The sequence below is a fragment of the Clostridium brassicae genome, assembly GCF_026738875.1.
In the GTDB taxonomy this organism is placed as follows: Bacteria; Bacillota; Clostridia; order Clostridiales; family Clostridiaceae; genus Clostridium_H; species Clostridium_H brassicae.
This window is the reverse complement of record NZ_JAPQFJ010000007.1, coordinates 16,403-41,830: the sequence shown is the minus strand read 5'-3', so window position 1 is coordinate 41,830 and position 25,428 is coordinate 16,403. Positions and strand designations below refer to the sequence as shown.

28 protein-coding genes are annotated in these 25,428 nt (G+C 29.1%); 26 read left to right on the top strand and 2 right to left on the bottom strand.

What is annotated here, in order from left to right; translation table 11 throughout:
• Positions 1-99 precede the first annotated feature (99 nt).
• The 6 genes from spoIIAA (at position 100) to spoVAE (ending at position 3,667) form a co-directional block, all read left to right on the top strand.
• Positions 100-435, top strand: a complete 336-nt coding sequence (spoIIAA, locus tag OW729_RS08315; protein ID WP_268061026.1) for an anti-sigma F factor antagonist — start codon at positions 100-102, stop codon at positions 433-435.
• Positions 436-450: 15 nt separating this feature from the next.
• Entirely contained in the window at positions 451-879 is a 429-nt protein-coding gene (gene spoIIAB / locus OW729_RS08310; RefSeq protein WP_268061025.1) for an anti-sigma F factor, read from the top strand.
• Between the two features lie 53 nt (positions 880-932).
• Positions 933-1,688 (top strand): RNA polymerase sporulation sigma factor SigF, encoded by a 756-nt coding sequence (gene sigF / locus OW729_RS08305; protein ID WP_268061024.1) that lies wholly within the window; start codon positions 933-935, stop codon positions 1,686-1,688.
• A gap of 106 nt (positions 1,689-1,794) precedes the next feature.
• Positions 1,795-2,274: a stage V sporulation protein AC gene (spoVAC, locus tag OW729_RS08300; RefSeq protein WP_268061023.1), complete on the top strand. Its 480-nt coding sequence runs from the start codon at positions 1,795-1,797 to the stop codon at positions 2,272-2,274.
• Between the two features lie 15 nt (positions 2,275-2,289).
• Entirely contained in the window at positions 2,290-3,306 is a 1,017-nt protein-coding gene (spoVAD, locus tag OW729_RS08295; RefSeq protein WP_268061022.1) for a stage V sporulation protein AD, read from the top strand.
• A gap of 1 nt (position 3,307) precedes the next feature.
• Positions 3,308-3,667: a stage V sporulation protein AE gene (spoVAE, locus tag OW729_RS08290; RefSeq protein WP_268061021.1), complete on the top strand. Its 360-nt coding sequence runs from the start codon at positions 3,308-3,310 to the stop codon at positions 3,665-3,667.
• Positions 3,668-3,709: 42 nt separating this feature from the next.
• On the opposite strand, the gene OW729_RS08285 is transcribed toward spoVAE, so the two are convergent.
• On the bottom strand, positions 3,710-6,337 hold the full coding sequence (locus OW729_RS08285; RefSeq protein WP_268061020.1) for a transglycosylase domain-containing protein: 2,628 nt from the start codon (positions 6,335-6,337) through the stop codon (positions 3,710-3,712).
• 232 nt (positions 6,338-6,569) lie between these two features.
• Between OW729_RS08285 and yunB the strand changes: the two genes are divergently transcribed.
• Complete coding sequence (yunB, locus tag OW729_RS08280) at positions 6,570-7,241, top strand: sporulation protein YunB (protein ID WP_326498368.1); 672 nt, start codon at positions 6,570-6,572, stop codon at positions 7,239-7,241.
• 40 nt (positions 7,242-7,281) lie between these two features.
• Here yunB and hpt read toward each other — a convergent pair whose 3' ends face one another.
• Entirely contained in the window at positions 7,282-7,806 is a 525-nt protein-coding gene (hpt, locus tag OW729_RS08275) for a hypoxanthine phosphoribosyltransferase (protein ID WP_268061019.1), read from the bottom strand.
• A 133-nt stretch (positions 7,807-7,939) separates the two neighbouring features.
• On the opposite strand from hpt, the gene hflX reads away from it, so the two are divergent.
• The 19 genes from hflX (at position 7,940) to scfB (ending at position 25,380) form a co-directional block, all read left to right on the top strand.
• The gene (gene hflX, locus OW729_RS08270) at positions 7,940-9,736 is read left to right on the top strand and encodes a GTPase HflX (protein WP_268061018.1); all 1,797 of its coding nucleotides are present in this window, start codon (positions 7,940-7,942) and stop codon (positions 9,734-9,736) included.
• A 40-nt stretch (positions 9,737-9,776) separates the two neighbouring features.
• Positions 9,777-10,292, top strand: a complete 516-nt coding sequence (locus tag OW729_RS08265) for a Sec1 family protein (RefSeq protein ID WP_268061017.1) — start codon at positions 9,777-9,779, stop codon at positions 10,290-10,292.
• Between the two features lie 16 nt (positions 10,293-10,308).
• Entirely contained in the window at positions 10,309-10,533 is a 225-nt protein-coding gene (locus OW729_RS08260) for a hypothetical protein (RefSeq protein ID WP_268061016.1), read from the top strand.
• A 227-nt stretch (positions 10,534-10,760) separates the two neighbouring features.
• Positions 10,761-11,657 carry a nucleotidyltransferase domain-containing protein gene (locus OW729_RS08255; RefSeq protein WP_268061015.1) on the top strand — a complete coding sequence of 299 codons (897 nt, stop codon included), beginning with the start codon at positions 10,761-10,763 and terminating at the stop codon, positions 11,655-11,657.
• A 249-nt stretch (positions 11,658-11,906) separates the two neighbouring features.
• Positions 11,907-13,322 (top strand): MocR-like pyridoxine biosynthesis transcription factor PdxR, encoded by a 1,416-nt coding sequence (gene pdxR / locus OW729_RS08250; RefSeq protein ID WP_268061014.1) that lies wholly within the window; start codon positions 11,907-11,909, stop codon positions 13,320-13,322.
• A 220-nt stretch (positions 13,323-13,542) separates the two neighbouring features.
• Positions 13,543-14,196 (top strand): HEAT repeat domain-containing protein, encoded by a 654-nt coding sequence (locus OW729_RS08245; protein ID WP_268061013.1) that lies wholly within the window; start codon positions 13,543-13,545, stop codon positions 14,194-14,196.
• Between the two features lies 1 nt (position 14,197).
• Positions 14,198-14,848 (top strand): YigZ family protein, encoded by a 651-nt coding sequence (locus OW729_RS08240; protein ID WP_268061012.1) that lies wholly within the window; start codon positions 14,198-14,200, stop codon positions 14,846-14,848.
• Between the two features lie 251 nt (positions 14,849-15,099).
• Positions 15,100-15,840 (top strand): YebC/PmpR family DNA-binding transcriptional regulator, encoded by a 741-nt coding sequence (locus tag OW729_RS08235; RefSeq protein WP_268061011.1) that lies wholly within the window; start codon positions 15,100-15,102, stop codon positions 15,838-15,840.
• A gap of 268 nt (positions 15,841-16,108) precedes the next feature.
• A complete protein-coding gene (locus tag OW729_RS08230) occupies positions 16,109-16,699 on the top strand; it encodes a DnaA N-terminal domain-containing protein (RefSeq protein ID WP_268061010.1) in 591 nt (196 codons plus the stop codon).
• 730 nt (positions 16,700-17,429) lie between these two features.
• On the top strand, positions 17,430-18,014 hold the full coding sequence (locus tag OW729_RS08225) for a hypothetical protein (RefSeq protein ID WP_268061009.1): 585 nt from the start codon (positions 17,430-17,432) through the stop codon (positions 18,012-18,014).
• A 145-nt stretch (positions 18,015-18,159) separates the two neighbouring features.
• Entirely contained in the window at positions 18,160-18,798 is a 639-nt protein-coding gene (locus OW729_RS08220) for a hypothetical protein (RefSeq protein ID WP_268061008.1), read from the top strand.
• A 244-nt stretch (positions 18,799-19,042) separates the two neighbouring features.
• Positions 19,043-19,639, top strand: coding sequence for a Holliday junction branch migration protein RuvA (gene ruvA, locus OW729_RS08215; RefSeq protein WP_268061007.1), 597 nt, complete (start codon positions 19,043-19,045; stop codon positions 19,637-19,639).
• A gap of 10 nt (positions 19,640-19,649) precedes the next feature.
• On the top strand, positions 19,650-20,648 hold the full coding sequence (gene ruvB, locus OW729_RS08210) for a Holliday junction branch migration DNA helicase RuvB (RefSeq protein ID WP_268061006.1): 999 nt from the start codon (positions 19,650-19,652) through the stop codon (positions 20,646-20,648).
• 97 nt (positions 20,649-20,745) lie between these two features.
• Positions 20,746-21,771, top strand: coding sequence for a tRNA preQ1(34) S-adenosylmethionine ribosyltransferase-isomerase QueA (gene queA / locus OW729_RS08205; protein ID WP_268061005.1), 1,026 nt, complete (start codon positions 20,746-20,748; stop codon positions 21,769-21,771).
• A 77-nt stretch (positions 21,772-21,848) separates the two neighbouring features.
• Positions 21,849-22,979 carry a tRNA guanosine(34) transglycosylase Tgt gene (gene tgt / locus OW729_RS08200; RefSeq protein WP_268061004.1) on the top strand — a complete coding sequence of 377 codons (1,131 nt, stop codon included), beginning with the start codon at positions 21,849-21,851 and terminating at the stop codon, positions 22,977-22,979.
• A gap of 45 nt (positions 22,980-23,024) precedes the next feature.
• Positions 23,025-23,312 (top strand): preprotein translocase subunit YajC, encoded by a 288-nt coding sequence (gene yajC / locus OW729_RS08195; RefSeq protein ID WP_268061003.1) that lies wholly within the window; start codon positions 23,025-23,027, stop codon positions 23,310-23,312.
• 56 nt (positions 23,313-23,368) lie between these two features.
• A complete protein-coding gene (locus tag OW729_RS08190) occupies positions 23,369-23,737 on the top strand; it encodes a TIGR04086 family membrane protein (RefSeq protein ID WP_268061002.1) in 369 nt (122 codons plus the stop codon).
• Positions 23,738-23,809: 72 nt separating this feature from the next.
• Entirely contained in the window at positions 23,810-23,947 is a 138-nt protein-coding gene (scfA, locus tag OW729_RS08185; protein WP_268061001.1) for a six-cysteine ranthipeptide SCIFF, read from the top strand.
• Positions 23,948-24,009: 62 nt separating this feature from the next.
• On the top strand, positions 24,010-25,380 hold the full coding sequence (gene scfB / locus OW729_RS08180) for a thioether cross-link-forming SCIFF peptide maturase (protein WP_268061000.1): 1,371 nt from the start codon (positions 24,010-24,012) through the stop codon (positions 25,378-25,380).
• The last annotated feature ends 48 nt before the right edge of the window (positions 25,381-25,428 follow it).

The following is a 25,428-nucleotide window of genomic DNA, read 5'->3' as shown; positions in this document are numbered from 1 at the left end:
GATGTGAAATTTTAATTTAATTTACACATAAGTTATAAGTATTGGAAGCCTATTTGTAAAACTTAATACAAATTTATAATGAGGTATGGGAGGGGTATCATGAATGTAAGTTTTGAAAATAAAGGGGATAAGTTAGTAGTACATATGTTAGGGGAATTAGACCACCATAGTGCAGAAGAAGTGAGAAACAAAATTGATGATAGGGTAGAAAGAGAAAAATGTTATAAGTTAGTTTTGGATTTTTCAGGAGTTACTTTTATGGACAGTTCAGGGATAGGGGTTGTTATAGGAAGATACAAAAAACTATTGCGTAGCAAAGGTAAGCTTTATATTACTAAGGTAAACGGTTCGGTAAAAAGGGTATTTGAACTATCAGGGATGTTTAAAATAATTCCGCTATATGATAGTATTGAACAAGCACTAGAGAATATGTAATGGGGGGATAAAAGTATGTGTGATAATAAAATGAAAATAGAGTTTTGGAGTAAATCTGAAAATGAGGGTTTTGCTAGGGTATCAGTGGCTGCTTTCATTTCACAATTAGATCCTACAATTGAAGAGATTACAGATGTAAAAACTGCAGTATCAGAGGCTGTCACTAATTCTATAATTCATGCTTATGAAAACAAACAAGGGATAGTAAGTATAGAAGCTGAACTACATAAAAATGAGGTGGTCATTAAAGTAGAAGATAATGGAATAGGGATACAAAATGTTGAACAAGCAATGCAACCTTTATATACATCAAAACCTGATCTTGAAAGATCCGGAATGGGATTTACTGTAATGGAGACTTTTATGGATGAATTAAAAGTTGAATCAAAGGAAGAAATTGGGACAAAGGTTATAATGAAGAAAAGATTCAAGTCCATGGAGTAAAGTAATTATGTTTTAGGAAAGGAGGAAAACCTTGCAGGTGGTTTGTGAATATTATGAAGGATGATATAGCTAAAAAAGATAGTAGAAAATTTGATGGAAACTTAGAATTGATTGAAAAAGCTAAAGATGGTAATAAAGAAGCACTAGATAAACTTGTCAAAACTAATTTGCCTTTAGTTTCAGCTGTAAGTAAAAAATTTTTACACAGAGGATATGAATATGATGACATATTTCAAATAGGGTGCATAGGTTTAGTAAAAGCCATAAATAACTTTGATACAGAATATAATGTTCAATTTTCTACTTATGCTGTTCCTATGATTATGGGGGAAATTAAACGTTTCCTAAGAGATGATGGATTAATTAAGGTTAGCAGAAGTATAAAATACAATGCTAGAAAAGTGCATTATGATAAGGAAAAGTTAACAAAAGAATTAGGAAGAGAACCAACTATAGAAGAATTGTCAGATTTTTCAGGAATGTCTACTGAAGACATATTATTTTCAACAGAAGCAGTAAATGATCCTAAATATTTATATGACACAATTCACCAAGAGGATGGGGCACCTATTTTCTTGATAGATAAAGTAAGCGAAAATAAAGATGTAAATAAAGAATTAATTGATAAATTAGCTTTAAAAGAAGCTTTAAATAAACTAGATGTAAGGTCAAGACAAATAATTATGCTTAGATATTTTAAAGATATAACTCAGGTTGAAGTTGCTAAGATGCTTGGAATTAGTCAAGTACAAGTGTCTAGAATAGAAAAAAAGGTCTTAAAGTTGATGAAAGAAAAATTAAGTATATAAGATACAAATTGGGTACTAAAATTTGTATCCTTTTTTTTGTTTAAAAAACGTTTAATTGCAAACAATAAATATAGATTAAATAAAAGTTAGAATAGAAGGTGTTAATATGAATAAAAATCAACAGCAAAAAAAAGAACAAAAGCAAGAAGAAAAAGTAAAACAAAAATTTAATACCATAACAGAACAAAAAATACCTAAGTCTAATCTTATAGGAGATTGTATAAAGGCTTTTGTTGTAGGTGGATTAATATGTGATATAGGACAGTTTTTTAATAATTTTTATATGAATATTGGTTATGGGAAACAGGATGCAGGTACACTAGCTTCAATTACTTTAATTTTTATAGGAGCTTTATTAACAGGAATAGGTATATATGATAAAATAGGTGATTTTGCTGGAGCTGGATCTGTAGTGCCTATAACAGGGTTTGCAAATTCTGTTGTAGCTCCTGCCATAGAATTTAAAAAAGAAGGGTTTGTTTTTGGAGTAGGTGCAAAGATGTTTACAATAGCTGGGCCTGTATTAGTATACGGTATAGGTTCTTCTGTTATTGTAGGAATAATATATTATTTTATTACTATATAATAGGGTGGTAGGCTTATGTCAAAGAGAATAGGTAAACAAACAATAAAATTAAATAGTAAACCAAAAATAATCACTACTACAAGTGTAGTAGGACCTAAAGAGGGAGAAGGACCATTTAAGGATTATTTTGATATTATACTTCAAGATGATTTAGATGGAAAAGATAGTTATGAAAAAGCTGAAAGCAGTTTACTTTATAGAGCGGTAAGTGAAACTATAACTAAAGCTAATTTAAAGGAACAAGATATAAATTACTTGGTAGCGGGAGATCTCTTAAATCAGCTTTCAGCATCTAATTTTGCAGCAAGAGATATGGATATACCTTTTATAGGACTTTATGGAGCATGTTCAACTATGACAGAATCGTTGAGTGTGGCATCAATGATTATGGATGGAGACTTTGCTGATTATGTAGTAGCAGCTACATCTTCACATTTTTCATCAGCAGAGAGACAATTTAGATTTCCTTTGGAGATGGGAAGTCAGAGAACACCTACAGCACAATGGACAGTTACAGGGTCAGGAGCAATGCTTTTATCTAAAAACGGTGATTATCCTTATACTACATATGTTACAATAGGTAAAATTAAGGATTATGGAAAGACTGATACTAATGATATGGGTTCTGCGATGGCACCTGCAGCAGTAGATACAATAAAACAACATTTTAGAGATACTGGAAGGACACCTCAAGATTATGACTTAATAGCTACAGGAGATTTAGGGAATTTTGGTAAAAAAGTAACACAAGAGTTGCTAAAAGAATATAATTACGATGTTTCAAAGAATTATATAGACTGCGGGGATGAAATATTTGACAAAGAAAAACAAAGGACTCAATGTGGAGGAAGTGGTTGTGGCTGTTCTGCGGCTGTTGCATGCGGGTATTTATATAAAGAAATGTTAAAAGGAAAATTTAAAAAAATTCTTCTCGTTTCTACTGGTGCACTTATGAGTCCTACTACTTCTCTTCAAGGGGAAACTATTCCCGGAATTGCTCATGCGGTATCTATAGAATTTGGAGGTAATTGAAATGAATGATTATATAGCTGCCTTTATAGTAGGAGGAATTATATGTGTTATTGCTCAGATTTTAATGGATAAAACAAAAATCAGTCCAGGAAGAATATTAGTTATTTATGTAACAGCAGGAGTTATTTTAGGAGCTTTAAACATTTATGATGTAGTAGTGGAATATGGGAAAGCAGGTGCAACAGTACCGTTAGTTGGGTTTGGTTTTAATCTTGCAAAATCTGTTATAAAAGAAGTAAATGAAGCTGGGCTTTTAGGAGCCTTTACAGGGGGAGCAAAAGGAAGTGCAGGAGGAATTACTGCAGCTATAATATTTGGATATATGATGGCTATAATTTTTGATTCTAAAACAAAAGGATAAAGGCTCATTTGAGAGCCTTTATCCTTTTGTTTTATATTAGTATTATCTAATACGCCTAGAATTTTGAGAGTTTCCTGTATCGGTGTTAGGAGTATTGTTACCAGGATTAGTAGTATCCGGATTTTCTGTATTACCGTTATTGTTATTATCTGTATTGTTGTTATTACCATTACCATTATTACCTTGATCATTATTTTCGGTATTATTATCTTGATTATTATTGTTATTGCCTGCCTCACCATTATCTGTAGGGGTATTAGGCGTCGGTGTTGGTGTAGGCGTTGGTGGTTGCGGTGAATAATCATCAAGTCGACTAGGTAATACATAAGGTTGATCTTCTAAATAAACACTTGGACTATAATTTCTTTTTATAAATACTCTAGAGACCCTAAGTGCAGAAGGAGTTAAATCTGATGCAAGCTTACCAGTTATTTTATTTATATCTGCACTTACATGTATATTGTCATATTCTGTAGGTACAGTTCCATTTATAAATAACTCTGAATATACCATGCTTCCTCTAGGATCTTGATATGACAATTCAGTAGGTAATAATCCAGATACTCTGTCTACTGAAGCACTTGTAATTCCAGAAGGCATAGCAATATCTTTAACTGGTAAATTTTTAACAGCTTGATTCATTATTTTACCAAAAATATAAGCAGCATCACTACTATATATTTTTTGAGCATTTTTATTTTCAATCCAAATAGCACCTGAATAATAAGGTGTAAGACCACAGAACCAAAGGTTTTTAAAGTTGGTTGTTGAACCAGTTTTACCAGCTATAGGTATTTCACTATTATAACTTGATTTTAATCTAGTTGCAGTACCTCCTCGTATAGGTTCTTTTAACATATCATACATTATGTATGCTGCTTGAGGAGTTAATATATTTTTGGTTTCTATCTTAGGTTCAAGTATAACTTTGCCTGTTTTATCAACAACTTTAGTATAAAGTTTAGGTTTTGTATACAATCCATTATTACCAAATACTCCATAAGCATTTGCCATAGTGTAAGTATTAGTACCGGAGTTTAACTCTCCTAAAGCTAAAGCTGCTATGCTATTTTTATCTGTTGCATTTAAAGAAAGACCAAATTTTTCTCCGTAAGTTGATGAAACCTGAAGTCCTATTTTATCCACTGTCTTTATAGAATAAAGGTTCACTGAGTTTTTTACAGCATTTCTCATATTAAGATATCCACTATATCTATATGAGGCATTTTTAGGATTCCATGGTCTGCCACCATTGTATTTTTTACCCATTTCTGCTGGTAGGGGTGAGTCTTCCAATACGGTAGCTGCAGTAAATATTTTTGTGTCAATTGCAGGTGAATATACAGTTAAAGGTTTTATACTTGAACCAGCAGGAACACGAGCATCGTAAGCTCTGTTATAAGACATAGCTGGCTGTTCTCCACGTCCTCCAACCATAACTTTTACAGCTCCATTACGATAATCAACTAATACTGCAGACATTTGAGGCTCTACTATTCCTTTTGAATCCTTGCCTGATGATACTCTAAGATTATCTTCATCTATAATTTTTTGCGTAGAAAGTTGTAAATCTTTGTCCATAGTACTATAAATTTTAAGATTTCCGTGAACTAATAAATTTTCAATTTCTTCATCAGTATACTGATATTTTTCTTTTAAATCTTTTCTCACTTCATTAACAACAGGTCTAGAAAACCATTCGAAATTATATTTATCACTAGAAATAGTAGCTTTACCAACAACAGAATTACCTAATGTTGCAGCAGAGCTATCTGCTGTTAGCTTTTCGCTAGGAATGTCAAGTTCATCAATAGCTTTTTTATATTCTCCTTCAGATATAAAACCATTTTCTTTCATTTTTGAAAGCACAGTTTTTGTCCTATTTTTATACTTAGATGGATCTTTCTTTGATGTCTTAGAATATGGGTAATAAACAGAAGGACTTTGTGTAAGACCCGCTAAAAAAGCACATTGTACCAAAGATAAATCTTTAGCGGAACAATTAAAATATTGTTGTGCAGCAGCTTCAACACCAATAGCTCTTCCACCTAGATAAATAGTATTTAAGTATGATTCCAAAACTGCTTCTTTACCAATCATTTTCTCTAGTTTAGGAGCTAAGTACCATTCTTGAATTTTTCTTGTCAATTTTCTCTTAAATATAGATGTTGAGTCTAAATTTTTTGTATCTGTATCGAATATGGTATTTTTTAACAGTTGTTGAGTTATAGTAGAACCACCTTGAAAATCTTTTTTACCACTAATTAAGTTTTTAAAATCAATAAAGAGAATTCCAGCGATTCTTTTAATGTCTATCCCATTATGTTCAAAAAATCTTTCATCCTCTATGCTGACAAAAGCATGTGTTAAGTTTTTAGGCATTTGATTATATTTTATTAATACCCTTTTTTTATCCGTGATTATAGTATCCATGGGCTTTTCTTTGTCATCATAAATTACTGAAGGTTGATTAGCTGCTACAATTTGATTGATATTTAATTCAGGAGCAGTTTTTATCATTGCAAGAGCCATACCACCAATAGCTACTGTGAAAAATATAAATAAAACTAAAATAGTTGTTAGTATAACTTTTAGAACTTTAAATTTTTTCTTTTGGGGTTTTTTATTTTTATTTTTACTTTGGGTTCGGCCCTCTTTATTTTCAGTCATTAATAATCCTCCTTATGCTTACGTAGTTTAAAATATTATAGCATATAATGAAATTATACACTATTTTTTAAAATTTGATAATATTAATACAGGGCTAATACAGAACATTAATTCTTAGTTCATTATATTAGAAAAATGAATAATATTTTTTGATAATTATTTTAGTGGATAATAGAATACCAATATAATTTATTCTGTTGTTCATTTATTAAGAACAAAGTAAATATAATATATAATAAAGCATAAAGGAGGAAATAGTATTAAATATAGAAAAGTAAAAATATTAGGAATTGTATTATTAATAATAATCAGTGTAAGTATTTTGTTATATATTTTTAATAAGACACTAACTCCTTCAATAACCGAAATAGCAGATACAGAGGCAAAGGCTATGGCGATAGAAATAATAAATAAGTGTATAGTTGATGAATATGTAAAAAACTTTAATTATGATGATATAATAAAGTATGAAAAAGATTCAGAAGGAAATATTATTCTTTTAAAAGCAGATACACTAAAGATGAATATGATTGCTTGTGAAGTAGCGTTAAAAGCTAGTAAGCAATTAAAAGAAGTTGGTGAAAAAGGCATAAGTCTTCCATTTTCTTATGTATTTAAAAATAACATAATATCTAGTATTGGACCTAATATTAATATAAAAATTAATCCTGTAGGGTATGTGGAAGCCAAATATATATCAGTTTTTGAAAGTGCAGGAATTAATCAGACAAGACATAAAATTTATGTTAGAGTTAATACTAAAGTAAAAGTTATGCTTGCGTTAAGTAGTAATATTGTAGAAATAAATAATGAAGTGCCTATAGCAGAGACTATTATTGTAGGAAAAGTTCCAGATACTGCTTTACAATTTGATGATAAGGGAGTAAAAATCCCAAGTAATTAAAAAATTACTATGCTTTTTAGCATAGTAATTTAAATAAATATTAATCTTCCCAATTAAAAACATAAGGAACATTTCTATAGTAATCTCCGTAATTTAATCCATAACCAACAACAAATACATCAGGTATTTCAAAACAACAGTAATTAGGTGTTATATCCACTTTTCTTCTTTCAGGTTTGTCTAAAAGTACGCAACTTTTAACATCTCTAGCGCCTAATGATTTTATATGGTTCATTACAAATTTCATTGTTATTCCTGTATCAACAATATCATCTACTACAAGTACATCAAATCCTTCAATATTATCAGGAATATCGTTTACTATTTTTACGTTGCCACAAGAAGTTTCATTATGACCATAACTTGAAGTTGTCATAAAACCGATTTTAGTAGGTACGGTTATGTGTCTAACTAAATCAGCGGCATATATAAAGCTTCCTCTAAGCAATGAAAGAACATAAAGATTTTTGTCTTGATAATCAGTTGAGATTTTTTCTCCAAGTTCGATTATCCTTTTTTGAATTTGTTCTTCGCTTATAAGAATGTTTCTTTTTTTATTTTCCATTGTATTCCTCCATACCATAGATATTTACAACATTGATTTTATAGTATAAAATTATATGAAAGTTGTCAAGTATAAGGAAATAAACACACAAATTTAACAAAAATAAACTGGCAAAGTGAAATGAGGTGCTCATATGATAACAGGAAATACAGAAGGAATAAGAAAATCTATTATAAATAGGTTAGAAGATATATATGAATGCAAAATAGATAAATATAGTTTTTTCCAAGAAGAATTAATAAACATAATTTGTGAGATTACAGAAGAGATAAATAAGGAAGTAAGTGTAGCTATAGATAGAAGAGGAAATGTAGTAGATATTTCTATAGGAGATAGTAGTGCAGTTGAAATGCCTTTAATAAATATACGTGAAAGAAAATTATCAGGGGTAAGAATTATTCATACTCATCCTAATGGAAATTCTATGTTGTCAAATTTAGATATTTCTGCTCTTATCAAGCTAAAACTTGATTTTATAGCTGCTATAGGTGTTGAAAATGGGGAATGTACAGGTGTAACATTGGGATTTTGTGGAATAGAAAATAATAAACTAAAAGCAGAAATAATGGGACCATTGAGTAAAAAAGATGCTTTGAATGTAGATGTATTAGATATTATAAATATTTCAGAAGAGAACATAAAATTTAATGAAGTTGAAGAAGATAATAGGGAAAAGGCTATATTAATAGGAATAGAAAACGAAGAAAGTTTGGATGAATTAGAAGAATTGGCAAAAGCTTGTGATGTAATTACTTTAGATAAGGTTCTTCAAAAAAGAGATAAGGGAGATACTGCGTTTTTTATAGGAGAAGGAAAGGCAAATGAAATTTCTATGTTAAGGCAGGCATTAAATGCAAATGTAATAATATTTGATGATGAATTAACAGCTTCTCAAATCAGAAATTTAGAAAGCTTAATAGGAGTAAAAATAATTGATAGAACAACTTTAATATTAGAAATATTTGCAAGAAGGGCAAGAAGTAAAGAAGCAAAAATACAAGTAGAATTAGCTCAGCTTAAATACAGACTTCCAAGACTTACGGGATTAGGTGTACTTCTTTCAAGAACTGGAGGAGGAATAGGAACTAAGGGTCCAGGAGAGAAAAAGCTTGAGATGGATAAAAGACATATAAGAGATAGGATTCATGATTTGACAGTACAACTTAAGAAAATTAAAAAAGTTAGAGAAGTCCAAAGGGAAAAGAGGAGTAGAGAAAATATACCTAAGATATCTCTTGTAGGTTATACTAATGCGGGGAAATCTACTTTAAGAAATAAGTTATGCGAAATAGCTTCTCCTAAGGAGATAGCTGAAAAAGAAAAGGTCTTTGAAGCTGATATGTTATTTGCTACTTTAGATGTTACTACAAGAGCATTGATGCTAAGAGATAATAGATTAGTAACTCTAACAGATACAGTAGGATTTGTACGAAAATTACCTCATGATTTGGTTGAAGCGTTTAAGTCAACATTAGAGGAGGTTATAAATTCTGAACTGCTTTTACATATAGTAGATTCTTCAAGTGATACAGCAAATAAACAGATAGAAGCTGTAAATGAAGTATTAAGAGAACTAGGAGTAGGAGATAAACCAGTAATTTTAGTATTAAATAAGGTTGATAAGTCTGATGAAAAATATTTAGAAGCATTAAGAGAAAAATACAATAAATTAAATCCTATAGAGATTTCGGCAAAGCAGGAAATAAACTTAAATTTACTTTTTGACAAAATTTCAAATTCTCTTCCTAATCCTTTAAAAAGAATGGAATATTTAATACCTTATACTGAACAAGGTATTGTTGCATTACTTCATAGAGGAGCAAATGTTTTAGAAGAGGAATATAAGGAAGATGGCACATATATAGAAGCTATGGTAGACCAAGAGGTTTATAATAGATGCCAAAAATATATTTTAACTGAAGACTACTAAAATAGAGTCATTAAGTAATGTAAGGCCAATAGGAGTAAATATGAGTAATGATAAAGATAATAGAGATATTTTAAATAAAAGTGGTAATGAGATTATTGAACAAATACAGGATGACTATATAAAATGCAAAAAAGATGCGGAAGAAAAAATAAAAGCTAATGAAAAAAAAATAAAAGATAGTAAGCAAGCGCAAGAAGCCACTAGTGATTCTGGATGTATAGATGATGAACTCACCTGTTTAAGTAAAAAACTAATAGAGATAAATACAATTAGGGAAGAAATTACAAAACTAAGATTAGATCCAGCAAAAAAAACTTTTTTTACGAATGATATAGAGCCGTTACTTAGAACTTTAGAAGTTTTGTCCCTTTCAACAGAAAGATTTGCTCTAGCAGTATTCAATATATATAGTAATAATTTTACAAAATTTTCAGAAGTGAAGGATTTATTAAACTTAATTTATAATTTAAGTGATACATCAGAAGATGTTTTAAAAGTATTAAATAAAGAAATAGATATGATGCTTAATATATATAAATGCGATTTTAAAAAATAAATTTGGGGTGTTTTGTATGGAAAAAAAGATATGTCCTATTTGTAATAAAATCAGAGAAATAAAACTCATATGCGGCAAATGTAAAGGTGATATGGTAGATAAAGGAAGACAACAAGAGTATTTTGATGATTATAGCGCGGATGATCCAATAAATGATTTAGAAGACTCTTGTGTCCATATATATAAATGTGAAAATTGTGGGGCTTTTGAGAAAAAATATATAAAGAAAGTAATAGTGTAATTATTAAACAAGTGATCTTTAAACTAAACCATAATATAAACGACTAAAGAAGAGACTCTATCCCAAATCTATGATTTGGGTTCTCTCATTTTATTTAGGGTGAAGTAGAGAAGAACTACATTTATAAATAAGTTTTTGTAAGCTTAATAGAAAAAATGTTTCTGATAAGCAATAGAAGCTTAGAGTTTGGAAAAATATCAAAAATATATGAAATAGGGGGAGTTTTAATGCAGAGTACTATTGCAAAATATCAACGTGCTTTTAATAATGTAGTGAAAAAGATGAAAAGTAATGACTCTATTCTTGCAGTTATGGTTTTTGGTAGCATAATAACAGGAGATTTGTGGAAAGAATCAGATATTGATTTGTTTGTTATTTCAAAAGATAATTTTGAAGGAATGAGAAACATATATACACAAGAGGATGAAGTACCTGTGCACGTAAAATTAATGAGCAAAGAACGTTTCCTTAATATTAATGGAAAAGACTTAATAGGTGGTTTTATACATAGAATTTTTGCTTCTTCTAAATTGGTGTTTTCTAAAGATGAAGAAGTTACTGCTAAATATGATATAGGAAGATATTATCCAGATAGTGAAAGAGAAAAATGGAATATGGTTTATCTTGGGGAGTTACTTAAAAATATGAGTGTTTGTGAAAAATATTTAAATGTAAGCAATTTATATATGGCATATAGTGAAGCTGTAAAATGCATTGAAGACTTTTCCAAGCTGTATGTCAATTCTTTTGGACACATGATAAGCAAAGATATAATAGTTGTTGCTATGAATTTAGATGATAAATTCAAGGAATTAGTAGATGATTTATTTTTTAATAAATCTAATATAGAAATGTCTATACAGAAAATATTAGATTATTTACATGAAAATATAGAATTAAATTTTAAAAAGTACACAAGTTTATTATTAGAATACATGAATAAAAAAGATTGTTTGTTAAGTTCAGAGGATATAAAAACAGATGAGTTCTTCAAAAATTATAAAATAGATTTTGAGTCGATATTAAATAAATTGTGGGAAAAAAAGATAATAAAAAGAGATATTAGAGAATTTAAAGACAAGAATGATAGCACATTATTTAAAGAGAAGGTATATTTTATTTAAAAATAGAGTATAGGTGATAGATACTAGATTTTAGAATAGGAGATTTCTTTTCAGATATCAGAAAACTTTGAAATAAATTAAGATAGTCACCAAAGTTTTTAAATAAGGTATCTGAGGAATAGAGATTAAAAAGAAGAAAGTCTAAGGGCTTGACCAAAAGGTTTACGAAACCTAAAATCCATCTAGTATCTAGTATCTAGTATCTAGTATCTAGTATCTAGTAGAATAGTTGGATGAGGATGTGATTATATGGAGAAGTACCTTTTGAATTTGGATGAAGAGATGCCAAAATATTTGCAAATATCAAAGCACATCGAAAAATTGATAAACGAAAAAAAAGTAAAGGACGGAGAAAGACTTCCAGCCATAAGAACATTAGCAAAATTCCTGGATGTTAATACAGTTACTATTGTAAGTGCATATAAATTGCTTCAACAAAAAGGTTATGCATTGCAAAAAATGGGAAGTGGTACTTATGCTAAAGGGAAAGAAGAGAGAAAAAACTTCCTTAAGCAATATTCTAATATATATAAAAAAGTTAGCGGGGAATCTTTAAAGGGGTACATTGACTTTTCAGGAGAAACTACCTGCAGTGAATTTTTCCCTGTTGAAACTTTTAAAAAGGTTTTAAATGATGTGTTAGATAGAGATGGTGCCGAAGCTTTTGTTTATCAAAGTGCTTTTGGTTATGAGGGACTTAGAAAAAGTATAAATAATCATTTTTGGGATAAGAGGATAGATACTGATAATATAATGATAGTTTCTGGAGCTCAGCAAGGAATAGATATAGTTGCTAAGGCACTGATAAATGTTAATGACAATATTGCTATAGAAAAGCCTACCTATAGTGGAGCTCTAAATGTATTTAAAGGAAGACGTGCAAATATTTTTGAGATAGATATGCTTAGAGATGGTATAGATATAGGTGCGTTTAAAAAAATATTAAAGAAAAATAAAATAAATTGTTTTTATATCATGAGTTATTTTCAAAATCCTACTGGAAGCACATATAGTATGCAGAAAAAGAGAGAAATTTTAAATTTAGCAGAAGAATATGATTTTTATATTTTAGAAGATGACTATTTATCTGAATTGATTTTTGATAAGGATATGGAATATAAAAGCTTTAAAAGTTTGGATACAAATGATAGAGTTATATATGTTAAGAGTTTTTCTAAAATATTTCTACCAGGTATAAGACTTGGATATTTAGTTTCTCCGTATAAATTTAAAGATAGAATACAGAGTTCTAAAATTAATACTGATATAACAACATCCAGCCTTATGCAAAGAGCATTGGATTTATATATTAAAGAGGGATATTGGAAAGATCATATGAAAAATTTAAATGAAGCTTACAAAGAAAGATATAATTTAATGAAAAATTATATTGAAGAAATATTAAAAGACAAGGTAGAGGTTAATATGCCTGGTGGAGGGCTTCATTTTTATTTGAAGATAAGCGATAAAATTAATGTTGATTGTTTAGAACTTTTTTATAAGTGTAAAAAAGAGAAGGTAATTATAACCCCAGGGGTTTTATTTTATAAAAATAATTTTGATGGTGAAAAATATTTTAGATTAGGTTTTTCTCAAACTAATGTCAATGATATAGAAAAAGGATTAAATATAATAAACAGGATTCTTAGGAGTTTTACTTCTTAGAAACCGTTATCCAGGGTTGTGTCATTATTTATTTCTACTTTAAAAAAGTAGGAATATTAGAATGACTAGACATCGGATAAACAGGGTTCTTAGGAGTTTTACTTCTTAGAAACCGTTATCCAGGGTCGTGTGATTATTTATTTCTACTTTAAAAAGGTAGAAATATTAGAATGACTAGACATCGGATAAATAAACTTCTTAAATAAATAGGAGAGTAGGTATGAAAAAAGGTCTTGTGGAGTTTGACTGGAATGATATAGAAAAGTATACTGATGAGGAAATTACCTATTTTTTATTTGTAGAGGGTAAAAGTATAGATAGCATATGTAAGATTAGAAAAATTGACAGGATAACTGCCCAAAGTCATATAATTGAGGGGAAAATAAAATATAGATTTTTAACTAAAAGTAAAAATACAGAAGAGTTTTTTGAGTCTATATCTAAAGCGGGAAAACAAGATAAATTGTCTGTGCTTAAATCTCTGGATAAAGATAGTGCAAAAAAATTGGTGCAATTTATAAGAGACAACTATGTGGAAATGTATCCTAAAGAAAAAGAAGCGGCTGTTTGGATTTTAGGAGAGTTAAGAGAAATAGAATGTATGGATATTTTGATGAAGGCTTCTGTACATAAGGCTACAAATGTAAGAAGAATGGCAATATCAGCTATGGGGAAAATACAAGACAATAAGTGTGAAATTGCGTTAATTAGAGCATTAGATGATCAAAATCCTCAGGTGATTACTTATGCTATAAAAGCTTTAGGAAAGATAGAAAGTGTAAATGCTAAAGAAAAAATAGAGTATATAAAAAATAACACTGATAAGAAATATGTAAGAGAAGCTGCAGAAAATTTTTTGAACGGGGTGGTTTAGTATGAGTTATTTCACAATAAAAAGTGAAGCTGTTTCTGAATTTGAGGAAAGAAAGTCTACATTTATTGGACATGCAAAAAGGGTATATACAGAAAGTGAAGCTAGAGAGTTTATAGATAAAATAAAAGCTGAGCACAGGGAAGCTACACACAACGTATACGCTTATGTAATTGGCGAAAACATGGGAATTCAACGTTATACTGATGATGGAGAACCTCAGGGAACAGCAGGAGTACCTATGTTAGATGTAATAAAGAAAAAAGGTATAACTGATGTAGTACTTGTTGTTACTAGATATTTTGGAGGAATACTTCTTGGAACTGGAGGACTTGTTAGAGCCTATTCTAAAGGGGCTTCTACTGCCATAGATGAGGCTGGTGTAGTTGAAAAGGTTGAAGGATGCCAAATACATATTAAAATAGACTATGATTTACTTGGAAAAGTACAATATGTATGTAGTCAAAATGAGTGGTATATTGAGGATACAGAGTATACTGATAAGGTATGTTTAAAAATATTATCTCCAGTAGATAATATAGAAAATATAAAGTCCAAAATAGTAGAAATAACAGCAGGAAAGTGTGAATTTAAATTAGATGATAAGAAATTTTATTTTAAATTAGAAACTAGGTTATTTGAAGAGGAGATTTAACAAACGATTTGAAATGAAATATTCTTATGTGTTATAATATTAATCGGTTTTTAAGTTAAATGCTGTGTTTTAAGAAGATGTTGATTTTTATTTGTTATCGGCAGTTATTTAAAGCATAGAAAACTAAACAGTATATTTTTAAAATAAATTTTTACATATTTAAGCTGTTAAATAATTTATTTATTAACATAGATTATAGAGCGGCCTAGTTTCAATAGTTAATATACGAAAGAGTTAGGGGGAATTTGTTTATGTCAGGACATTCTAAATGGCATAATATACAAGCTAAAAAAGGTAAGGTAGATGCTAAAAGAGGAAAGATATTTACAAAAATAGGAAGAGAACTTATGATTGCATCTAGAGAAGGTGGCTCTAACTTAGATTCAAATGCTAAGCTTAGAGATGTTGTTGCAAAGGCAAGAGCTGCAAATATGCCAAATGATACTATTGATAGAGCAATAAAAAAAGGTGCAGGTGAACTTGAAGGAATTAGCTATGAAGAGATAGTATATGAAGGATATGCACCTGCTGGAGTAGCTGTAATGGTAAAAACTCTTACAGATAATAGAAATAGAAGTGCAGCAAGTGTTAGACACTTATTTGATAAGTACGGCGGAAATCTTGGTGCAACAGGTTGTGTTTCATACATGTTCCAGAAAAAAGGTGAAATAGTTATAGAAAAAACAGATAGTATTGATGAAGATGAATTAATGATGATTGCATTAGAGGCTGGAGCAGAAGATTTCAATACAGAAGATGAAGTATTTGAAATCATAACTGACCCTGCTGAGTTTTCAACTGTACGTGAAGAGTTAGAAAAAGCAGGTTATGAGTTTGCACAAGCAGAAGTTACTATGATACCAGATATGATGACTTCTTTAGATATGGAAACAGCTCCAAAAGTTCAAAAGCTTATAGATATGCTTGAAGATGATGATGACGTTCAAGATGTTTACCACAATGCCGAGTTCCCAGAAGGATGGGAAGGTTAAAGGGTTTAGGACTAGGTAAAAACTTTTTAATCTCAAAAATTTAAGAGTTAAAAAAATACTTAACAAAGACCATAACAAATTGTTAAGCAATATAACCACCTTTTGTAAAAGTATATTATACTTTTACAAAAGGTGTTTTTGTTTTGTAAATAAAATTTAATAAATTGCTTAATCATAGGATATATTAATAATAAAACTTTCTATTGCTTTTTTAAAAACTGCTAAATGTTAAAATTATCTTTTAAAGGTAATTAGGAGGAAAGTAAGTATGAATATTAAAGAAATAAATGTTGAAGTCACTGACTTAATAAAAGATAAAATTCCCGAAACATCGTACAATACATGGTGTAAATATGTAGAAAATGCTTATGTACAAGAAAACAATATTGTAATTCCAGTTGAAAATGAATTTGAAAAAGCCATAATTGAGGAGCGGTATTTAGAGTTATTTAATACAGCTTATCAAAAGTTTAAAGATGAATTTAGCTATGATAAAATTATAATTATGACTGATGAAAATACAGATTCAAAACAGAATAAAAAAGAAGAATCTGAATATAAAACAGCGGAAAAAATGAAAGAGTTAGCAGATAAAAAGAATGAGGAATTAATAGATATAAAAAAAGAAACGGAAAAAGCACTAAAAAAAATACTAGAAACTGTAGAAATGATGGCTGGAAAAGGTGACTATTCTACAAGTTATCTATGTAACAATATAGAAGAATGTAATGTTATAGAAAATGTAGCTAAAGAACTTGAAAAATTAGGATTTTTAACTAAAATAGCGGATTTTGGAGAGTACAAGAAAGCAATTAATATTAAATGGGATAACTTAGAAGATGAAAATAATGAGAATTAATACAATAGATAATTTGTGCTTGTTTAATTGGATAAACTTCAGGATTATGTTTTATAAAGAATTATATTAAATGTAGATATGAAAAAAGAGAATTTAGAATTTAATAAGAAAAACTTTAAAATATTGTTATACTTAAATTTAACCACTTTCAATATAAATATTTATATTGAAAGTGGTTTCTTATATGATTACAGATTTAATAAAAAAATTCGATATTACATATAAATAAGTTTGGTTATATTTTAATAAATTGTTGGTTCCGTATAATTTCAAAAGTAATTCTAAATTTAGTTTAAGTAATATTGCTAAAATTTCATAACTGAAATAACTCAAACAATGAAATTTCTTAACACTAAATTCTATAAACTAAATGAGAATCGTAAATTTTTATTATAATGAACTCAATAATTTAAAACATAGTCTTAGAAATATTAAAGTAAGTTTTAAAAAAGTTAAACAATAAAACCTCTTTTAAAACATAACCATAAATCTAAAGATAATTTAGGAAAGAGAAAAAAGTTAACAAAATAAGAAGATAAAAAATATAATAATGGTGTTAAATTAATTTAAGATGAAAAAATTTTAACAAAAGAATTTATATATTTTTGATATTGATAAAAACACATTTCAATAATTAAAGTATATTTTTATGCTTGATCATAAAAACTAAATAAAAATTAGTATAGGGTATGATGAATTTTGTGATATATAGATAATGGAGGATCATGAAATGATTAAATTATCATTAGAAGAATATAAAAATAAAATGAAAGATAGATATAAGGATATATTAAAAAAAATAGATGATAAACTTGTATTGGCAGATTCATGGAGTAGAGGAAAGTTATTATATGAATTATTGGAAAAGACTAGTATGTGTCCAGAAGAATTAAAATATTATGTGTTTTATAAATGGTGGGATAGTATAGACTCATATCATTCAGAATTTGACAGAGATAGTATTAAGAAATGGATTAAATTAGCAAATGTTGATATAGAATTGGAAGTACAAAATAAATTAATTATAGATGATGAAGGATTTATAAAAGTTTATAGGGGAGCACATGAATTAAATGAGGGTTGGTACGGAATGAGTTGGACTACAGATAAAGAAATAGCTAAAAAATTTGCAAATGGCTGTGGGGTTAGACTTCAAACTAAAAATCCAACTATATTAATAGGAAGAGTTTTTTATTCTAATGTTTTAGGAATATTTAATGATAGAAAAGAAAGTGAAGTATTATGCTATCTTGTTAATAAGCAAGATAGTATAGAAAGAGTGTATAATTTACCATTACTAAAATTAAATTACTAAGATAAGTTGGAATATATATAAGGTTGTTGATGAATAAAACGTCAACAACCTTTTTCTGACAAATGCAAAGGAAAAAATAGTTATAAAGTGAATAAATAAATAAATACTTGACCATAATATCGATAAAGGACAAAGGAGTGATATTATGGAAAAAAAGAAAATATATGCAATAGAAATTATTTGTTTGATATGTTTTACTTTTTTATTAGGATATACTATAGGATTAAGTAAAGCTGAAAAAAATATAAATAATAATAGTTACGAGTCAAGTATGGATGTTAATGTGCCTAAGACAGTCAGTGACAAGGCTTTAAATAAAGTAGTTTCTGAAAATGCTGAAGTTGTTTTTCAAATGCAGTGTGATTCAAATAATGGAAGCAAATATATAGTAGAAAGAAGAAAAAAAGCTTCTGATGAAGGTATAGTAGGTAAAAAAGGAAATGAACTAGAACAAAAATATAAAGATGAAGGATATATTCTTAAAGACATTAATAACGAAACTGTTCAAATGATAAGAAAGCCTTTAGTTTATAATCCTAAGGCATATGTTTTAATGACTGAAAATAACGAAATAGTAATAGCTCATGCTAATGAAAAAGGAAGTATATTTGACGAGAAAGGCAATATAATAGAAAGACAGGGAACAGGAACTAAATTGCAAAGTTTAAGACCAGAAGATATAAAAAACATTGTAAAAGGTGATAAATCTATACAGTATAAAAGCAATGTAGAATTAAATGATAGCATAAAAGATTTTGATATAAAATATGAAATGCCAGAATAAAGCATTTCATATTTTTTTTAACATACTTTTGGTGTATGGTTCTAACAATACTTTATTCTAAGATGTATGGGATTGGGACATACTACTGAAGATAATGTATTCTTGATAATTTTAGATTTAAATGGTAAAGTATTATATGATTAAAAAGTAGAAAATATTTTAAAAAATCATTGAGTGTTTATAATTTTAAACAATATTAAAAAAAAACAGAGTCTAACAAAAATGAGCTTTGGAGGAATAAACTTTGTATGAATATATGAAAGGTAAATATGTTGGTATAAAAAAAGAGTACATAATAATTGAAAACAATAATATTGCTTATAAAATATATACTTCAGGAAGTACTATGTCACAGATGCCAAATAAAAGCGAAGAAGTAAAGCTTTATATAGAACAAATAGTTAGAGAAGATTTTATTGGATTGTACGGATTCCTAACAGAAGAAGAAAGAGAAATGTTTAATCTTCTGTTAACTATAAATGGAGTTGGAGCTAAAGCGGCACTCTCATTACTTTCTATAAGTAGTGTTAATAATTTAAAAATATCTATAGTTTCTAGTGATTATGGAATGTTAACAAAAGCTCCAGGCATAGGCAAAAAAATTGCTCAAAGAATAATTTTAGAACTAAAAGATAAGATTGCTATTGCAGATGAACAATTGGATGAAGAAAACTTAGTAAATATATCAGATTCTATAGAAAAGAATTTAGCAGAAGCACTTCAAGCTCTTATTTCTTTGGGATTTTCAGAAAAAGAGGCAAAAGCTGCGCTTAAACTTGCTAATGTTAATGATTCTTTGGAAGATATAATTAAAAATAGTTTAAAACATTTAATGAATTGAGGGGATGTATATGGAGGATAGACTAGTTTCTGCTTCATATAAAAATGAAGATATAGATATTGAATATTCTTTGAGACCTCAAAGCCTTAATGAATATATAGGACAAAAAAAAGTAAAAGAAAAACTTAGCATATTTATAGAGGCTGCAAAAAATAGAGGAGAGTCTTTAGATCATGTTCTTCTTTATGGACCGCCTGGCCTTGGGAAAACCACTTTAGCAAATATAATTGCTAAAGAAATGGGCGGCAATTTAAAGATAACTTCTGGGCCTGCTATAGAAAGAGCGGGGGATTTAGCAGCGATTCTTACAGGGCTCAATGACTTTGATGTTTTATTTATTGATGAAATTCATAGATTGAGTAGGGCTGTGGAGGAGATACTATATCCTGCTATGGAGGATAATGCTATAGATATAGTAATAGGGAAAGGAGCGGCGGCAAAATCTATAAGATTAGATTTGCCTAAGTTTACACTAATAGGAGCTACGACTAGAGTAGGACTTTTAACTTCACCTCTTAGAGACAGGTTTGGAGTGTTAAGTCCTATGGAATTTTATGATGAAGAGGAACTAAAGGAGATAGTAATAAGATCTTCTAAAATATTAGGAATTGAAATAAAGGAAGATGCAGCAACAGAAATTTCAAGAAGGTCTAGAGGGACACCTAGAATAGCTAATAGAATTCTAAAGAGAGTTAGAGATTATTGTGAAGTAAAAGGTGATGGAATAATTGATCTTTCTTCCTCAAAAAAAGCATTAGAATTACTAGAAATAGATAAACAAGGTTTTGATAGAATAGACAATAGAATATTAGAGGCAATAGTTGATAATTTCAAGGGCGGGCCTGTAGGACTTGAAACTTTAGCTTATTTTATAGGCGAAGAGTTAGATACAGTGCAAGATGTTTATGAACCATATCTTCTTCAAAAAGGATTTATAATAAGGATGCCTAGGGGAAGAAAGGCTACTGAAAAAGCTTATAAACATTTAAAGAGGCAAGTAGAAAAGTAAAAATATTGATTTAATATAATGGTCAAATTTTAAGAGTTAAAGATAAATATTTGTTAAATCGTATAAAAATAAAAATTACACAAGAGGAGTGGACATAGTGAAGGTTAGTGATTTTGATTTTTATTTACCAGAGGAATTAATTGCACAACATCCAGCAGAAAAAAGAGATGAGTCAAGGCTTATGATAATTGATAGAAAGACCAATGAAATTGAACATAAAGTGTTTAAGAATATTGTAGATTATTTAAAAGAAGGAGATTGTCTAGTATTAAATGATACTAGAGTTTTGCCAGCTAGGTTAATTGGGCAAAAAGAAGGTACTGGTGGCAAAATGGAATTCTTGCTTCTTAAGAGAATAGATAAAGATAAATGGGAAGTCCTTGTTAAACCTGGGAAAAGAGCTAAAATAGGAGCAAGATTTGAATTTGGTCAAGGAGAGCTTAAGGCCGAAGTTAAAGGAGAAGGAGAAGACGGAAGCAGAATTGTTGAGTTTGAATATGAAGGAATATTTGAAGAAGTATTAGATAATCTAGGGCAAATGCCTCTTCCACCATATATAACTGAAAAGTTAGAAGACAAGGAAAGGTATCAAACTGTTTATTCAAAAGAGGTGGGTTCTGCTGCAGCGCCAACAGCAGGTCTTCACTTTACAGAAGAGTTATTAAATGAAATTAAATCAAAAGGCGTTAAAATATGCTTTCTTACCCTTCATGTAGGACTTGGAACTTTTAGACCTGTAAAGGTTGATACTATAGAAGAACATCATATGCATTCTGAGTATTATACAATGTCAAAACAAACAGCTACTACTATAAATGAAACAAAAGAAAAGGGCGGAAGAGTTATAGCTGTTGGGACTACATCATCAAGAACTTTAGAAACTATAGGAGATGAAAATGGAAGAGTTAAAGAACAATCAGGATGGACAGATATTTTTATATATCCTGGTTATAAATTTAAAATAGTAGATGCATTAATTACAAATTTTCATTTGCCACAATCTACTCTTTTAATGTTAGTAAGTGCTCTTTCAAGCAAAGAACTTATGATGAATGCTTATAACATTGCTGTACAAGAAAAATATAGATTTTTTAGTTTTGGAGATGCTATGTTTATAAAATAAAAAATTAATATAGTGACTGGTTATTAATAAATTTATTATGCAACCTTATTTAAAGTTGATTTGGAAGGAGATAATTAATGTTTAAGCTGATAAAAAAGAACGGAAATGCTAGACGTGGTGAATTTACTACACCTCATGGAGTAGTACAAACACCAGTATTTATGAATGTGGGTACTTTAGCTGCTATAAAAGGAGCGGTATCTACTATGGATTTAAAAGAAATAGAATGTCAAGTAGAACTTTCAAATACTTACCATCTTCACTTAAGACCAGGAGATAAAGTCATTAAAAAGTTGGGTGGACTTCATAAGTTTATGAATTGGTATAGACCTATACTTACTGATTCAGGTGGTTTTCAAGTGTTTTCTTTAGCAGGATTAAGGAAGATAGAAGAAGAAGGGGTTTATTTTAACTCTCACATAGATGGAAGAAGAATTTTTATGGGACCTGAAGAAAGTATGCAAATTCAAAGCAACTTAGCATCTACAATAGCTATGGCTTTTGATGAGTGTATACCTAACCCATCTTCAAGGGAATATGTTGTAAATTCCGTAGCAAGAACAACAAGATGGCTTGAGAGATGTAAAAAAGAAATGGAAAGATTGAACTCTCTTCCAGACACAATAAATAAAAAACAAATGCTATTTGGAATAAATCAAGGTGGAGTTTATGAAGATATAAGAATAGAGCATGCCAAAGAAATATCAAAAATGGATTTAGATGGATATGCTATAGGTGGTCTTGCAGTTGGAGAATCTCATGAGGAAATGTATAGAATTATTAGTGCAGTAGAGCCATACCTTCCTTCTGATAAACCAAGATATTTAATGGGAGTGGGGATTCCAAGTAATATACTTGAAGCAGTAGAAAGAGGAGTAGACTTTTTCGATTGTGTACTTCCTGCCAGAAATGGAAGACATGGACATGTGTTTACTAAGTATGGTAAAATTAATTTAATGAATGCTAAGTTTGAGTTAGACAATAATCCAATAGATGAGGAATGTGACTGTCCTGCATGTAAACATTACACCAGAGCTTATATAAGACATCTTTTTAAAGCAAAAGAAATGCTTGCAATGAGATTATGTGTACTTCATAATTTATATTTTTACAATAAATTAATGGAAGATATAAGAGTTGCAATAGATGGCGATTATTTTGATGATTTTAAAGCTCAAAAGCTAGAGGAATGGGGCGGAAGAGCGTAGAATTAATAATAAAAGAATAAAGATTTGTAAAAAGGAGGGTTTACTATGCCACAACAATCAATTATATCATTAATATTGCCTTTTGTGTTATTTATGGGGGTACTATACATATTTATTATATTACCTGATAAAAAGAGGAAAAAGCAATACAATTCCATGTTAGAGGGATTAAGAGTAAACGATGAGGTTATAACAAGAGGTGGTATAATAGGGAAAATTACAAGAATACAAGATGAATTTATCATAATTGAATCAGGTCCAGATAAAGTGAAATTTAAACTTTCAAAGAATGGAATTGCTACTACTACTAGTGCATTAAAGGAAGAAAAATAATAATGTACTAAAACACCTCCAATCCACATAGATATTACTAGATAGGAGGTGTTTTTATGGGCGATAATAGTAGCATAATGCCTATAGGAGAAGGGATAGTAAGAAGTTTTTTTTTAACACTGGGATTATTGTTAATATATGCAGTGATAACTTCTTTTACAGACACAAATGCTAAATTTGATTCTGTATATAAAGTTGTAATAACTGCTCTTGGAGTAATGTATGGAACAATGTATGCAGTAAAAAAGATAAATAAAAAAGGTTGGCTAGTTGGATTGGTGGTAGCATTAATTTATATGATTATTATTTATCTCGTGTCTGTACTTAACGGAAGAGGTTTTGCACTTACAAATTTTAGTATACTTAGAATAGTACTAGCCCTCGGAGTAGGTACCTTATCTGGTATGTTGGGGGTAAATATTTAAAATACTTTATTTAATTTTGAATATATGATATAATTTACAGAGTAATTTTATATTGGGAATGGAGGAATTGAGATGAAACACATTAAAACTATAAACAAGCCAAATATAAAAAACAGTTTGAATAAGCCAGGATGTAAAGAATGTGCTAACTCATGCCAATCTGCATGTAAAACATCTTGTACAGTTGCAAATTTAGCTTGTGAAAAATAATAGTTAAAGATGAGCAGTAACATTTAGTTACTGCTTTATGTTTGTTTGAGGAGGAAATTAAATTGTCATTAATACATAAATTTATTCAAGATGAAGACTATTTTGTTTTAGATGTAAACACGGGAGCGGTACATATAATAGATGAAATAGTATATGATTTATTAGATGAGGATAATTTTAGAAGCAAAGAAGAACTTATTGAAGAATATAGAGATAAGTACCCTGTAGAAGAAATACAGGAAGTATACAATGAAATAGATGAATTAGTAAAAGAAGGATATCTATATTCAAAAGATTTATATGAAGATATAGCTATAAAAAGTGAAGAAGGAGACAGTTTTATAAAAGCATTGTGTTTAAATATAACTCATGATTGCAATCTAAGATGTAAATACTGTTTTGCAGATGAAGGAAAATATCATGGTGCTAGAAAAGTTATGTCTGTAGATGTAGCTAAAAAAGCTATAGATTATGTTATAGCTCATAGTGGACCAAGAAAAAATATAGAAGTAGATTTATTTGGAGGAGAACCTCTTCTTGCAATGAAAGAAATAAAAGAAATAATAGCTTATGCAAGAGAACAGGAAAAAGTACATAATAAAGTTATAAGATTTACTATGACTACTAATGCTACCCTTTTAAATGATGAAAATATGGAATATATGGACAAAGAAATGGGAAATATAGTATTAAGTATTGATGGAAGAAAAGAAGTAAATGATAATGTTAGAATAAGAGTAGACAATAGTGGAACTTATGAATCAATACTTCCTAAAATATATAAAATGGTAGAGAAAAGAGACAAGTCAAAACAGTATTATGTAAGAGGGACTTTTACTAGAGATAATACAGACTTTTTTAAAGATATAAAGCATTTAGCGGATTTAGGGTTTAAAGAAATTTCTGTTGAACCTGTTGTACTTCCGGATGAACATCCATTATCTTTAAGAGAAGAAGATTTAGAAACTATATTTGAGAACTATGATATGCTTTATAAAGAAATGTTGGATAGATACAGAAAAGGAAATGAATTTAAATTCTATCATTTTAACATAGATCTTCAAGGGGGACCTTGTGTTTATAAAAGAATATCTGGTTGCGGTGCAGGACATGAATATATTGCAGTAACTCCTGATGGAGATGTATACCCATGTCATCAATTTGTAGGAAATGAAGATTTTAAAATGGGCACAATATATGATAGTGATGATAAGATAAATTGGGATATTGCTCAAAAATTTAAGTCTGCACACATATACAATAAACCTACATGTAAAGAATGTTGGGCTAAATTTTATTGTAGTGGAGGCTGTCAAGCTAACAACTATAATTTTAACAATGATATACACACTCCATATAAAATAGGATGTGAGATGCAAAAGAAAAGAGTAGAATGTGCAATTGCTTTAAAAGCGAAAAAGATGGAAAAATAATTTAAAAATTACCTAATATTGACTAGAAAAAATAAAAGTACTATAATA

Excerpts from the sequence above, each read along its gene's own strand:
- OW729_RS08240 (WP_268061012.1), top strand. The coding sequence starts at position 14,198 with ATGAGTTATTTCACAATAAAAAGTGAAGCTGTTTCTGAATTTGAGGAA.
- ruvB (WP_268061006.1), top strand. The coding sequence starts at position 19,650 with ATGGAGGATAGACTAGTTTCTGCTTCATATAAAAATGAAGATATAGAT.
- spoVAC (WP_268061023.1), top strand. The coding sequence starts at position 1,795 with ATGAATAAAAATCAACAGCAAAAAAAAGAACAAAAGCAAGAAGAAAAA.
- OW729_RS08220 (WP_268061008.1), top strand. The coding sequence starts at position 18,160 with ATGGAAAAAAAGAAAATATATGCAATAGAAATTATTTGTTTGATATGT.
- pdxR (WP_268061014.1), top strand. The coding sequence starts at position 11,907 with ATGGAGAAGTACCTTTTGAATTTGGATGAAGAGATGCCAAAATATTTG.
- OW729_RS08235 (WP_268061011.1), top strand. The coding sequence starts at position 15,100 with ATGTCAGGACATTCTAAATGGCATAATATACAAGCTAAAAAAGGTAAG.
- yajC (WP_268061003.1), top strand. The coding sequence starts at position 23,025 with ATGCCACAACAATCAATTATATCATTAATATTGCCTTTTGTGTTATTT.
- spoVAD (WP_268061022.1), top strand. The coding sequence starts at position 2,290 with ATGTCAAAGAGAATAGGTAAACAAACAATAAAATTAAATAGTAAACCA.
- scfA (WP_268061001.1), top strand. The coding sequence starts at position 23,810 with ATGAAACACATTAAAACTATAAACAAGCCAAATATAAAAAACAGTTTG.
- OW729_RS08245 (WP_268061013.1), top strand. The coding sequence starts at position 13,543 with ATGAAAAAAGGTCTTGTGGAGTTTGACTGGAATGATATAGAAAAGTAT.
- hflX (WP_268061018.1), top strand. The coding sequence starts at position 7,940 with ATGATAACAGGAAATACAGAAGGAATAAGAAAATCTATTATAAATAGG.
- OW729_RS08260 (WP_268061016.1), top strand. The coding sequence starts at position 10,309 with ATGGAAAAAAAGATATGTCCTATTTGTAATAAAATCAGAGAAATAAAA.
- OW729_RS08285 (WP_268061020.1), bottom strand. The coding sequence starts at position 6,337 with ATGACTGAAAATAAAGAGGGCCGAACCCAAAGTAAAAATAAAAATAAA.
- OW729_RS08255 (WP_268061015.1), top strand. The coding sequence starts at position 10,761 with ATGCAGAGTACTATTGCAAAATATCAACGTGCTTTTAATAATGTAGTG.
- sigF (WP_268061024.1), top strand. The coding sequence starts at position 933 with ATGAAGGATGATATAGCTAAAAAAGATAGTAGAAAATTTGATGGAAAC.
- OW729_RS08230 (WP_268061010.1), top strand. The coding sequence starts at position 16,109 with ATGAATATTAAAGAAATAAATGTTGAAGTCACTGACTTAATAAAAGAT.
- spoIIAA (WP_268061026.1), top strand. The coding sequence starts at position 100 with ATGAATGTAAGTTTTGAAAATAAAGGGGATAAGTTAGTAGTACATATG.
- OW729_RS08190 (WP_268061002.1), top strand. The coding sequence starts at position 23,369 with ATGGGCGATAATAGTAGCATAATGCCTATAGGAGAAGGGATAGTAAGA.
- OW729_RS08265 (WP_268061017.1), top strand. The coding sequence starts at position 9,777 with ATGAGTAATGATAAAGATAATAGAGATATTTTAAATAAAAGTGGTAAT.
- spoIIAB (WP_268061025.1), top strand. The coding sequence starts at position 451 with ATGTGTGATAATAAAATGAAAATAGAGTTTTGGAGTAAATCTGAAAAT.
- hpt (WP_268061019.1), bottom strand. The coding sequence starts at position 7,806 with ATGGAAAATAAAAAAAGAAACATTCTTATAAGCGAAGAACAAATTCAA.
- spoVAE (WP_268061021.1), top strand. The coding sequence starts at position 3,308 with ATGAATGATTATATAGCTGCCTTTATAGTAGGAGGAATTATATGTGTT.
- tgt (WP_268061004.1), top strand. The coding sequence starts at position 21,849 with ATGTTTAAGCTGATAAAAAAGAACGGAAATGCTAGACGTGGTGAATTT.
- OW729_RS08225 (WP_268061009.1), top strand. The coding sequence starts at position 17,430 with ATGATTAAATTATCATTAGAAGAATATAAAAATAAAATGAAAGATAGA.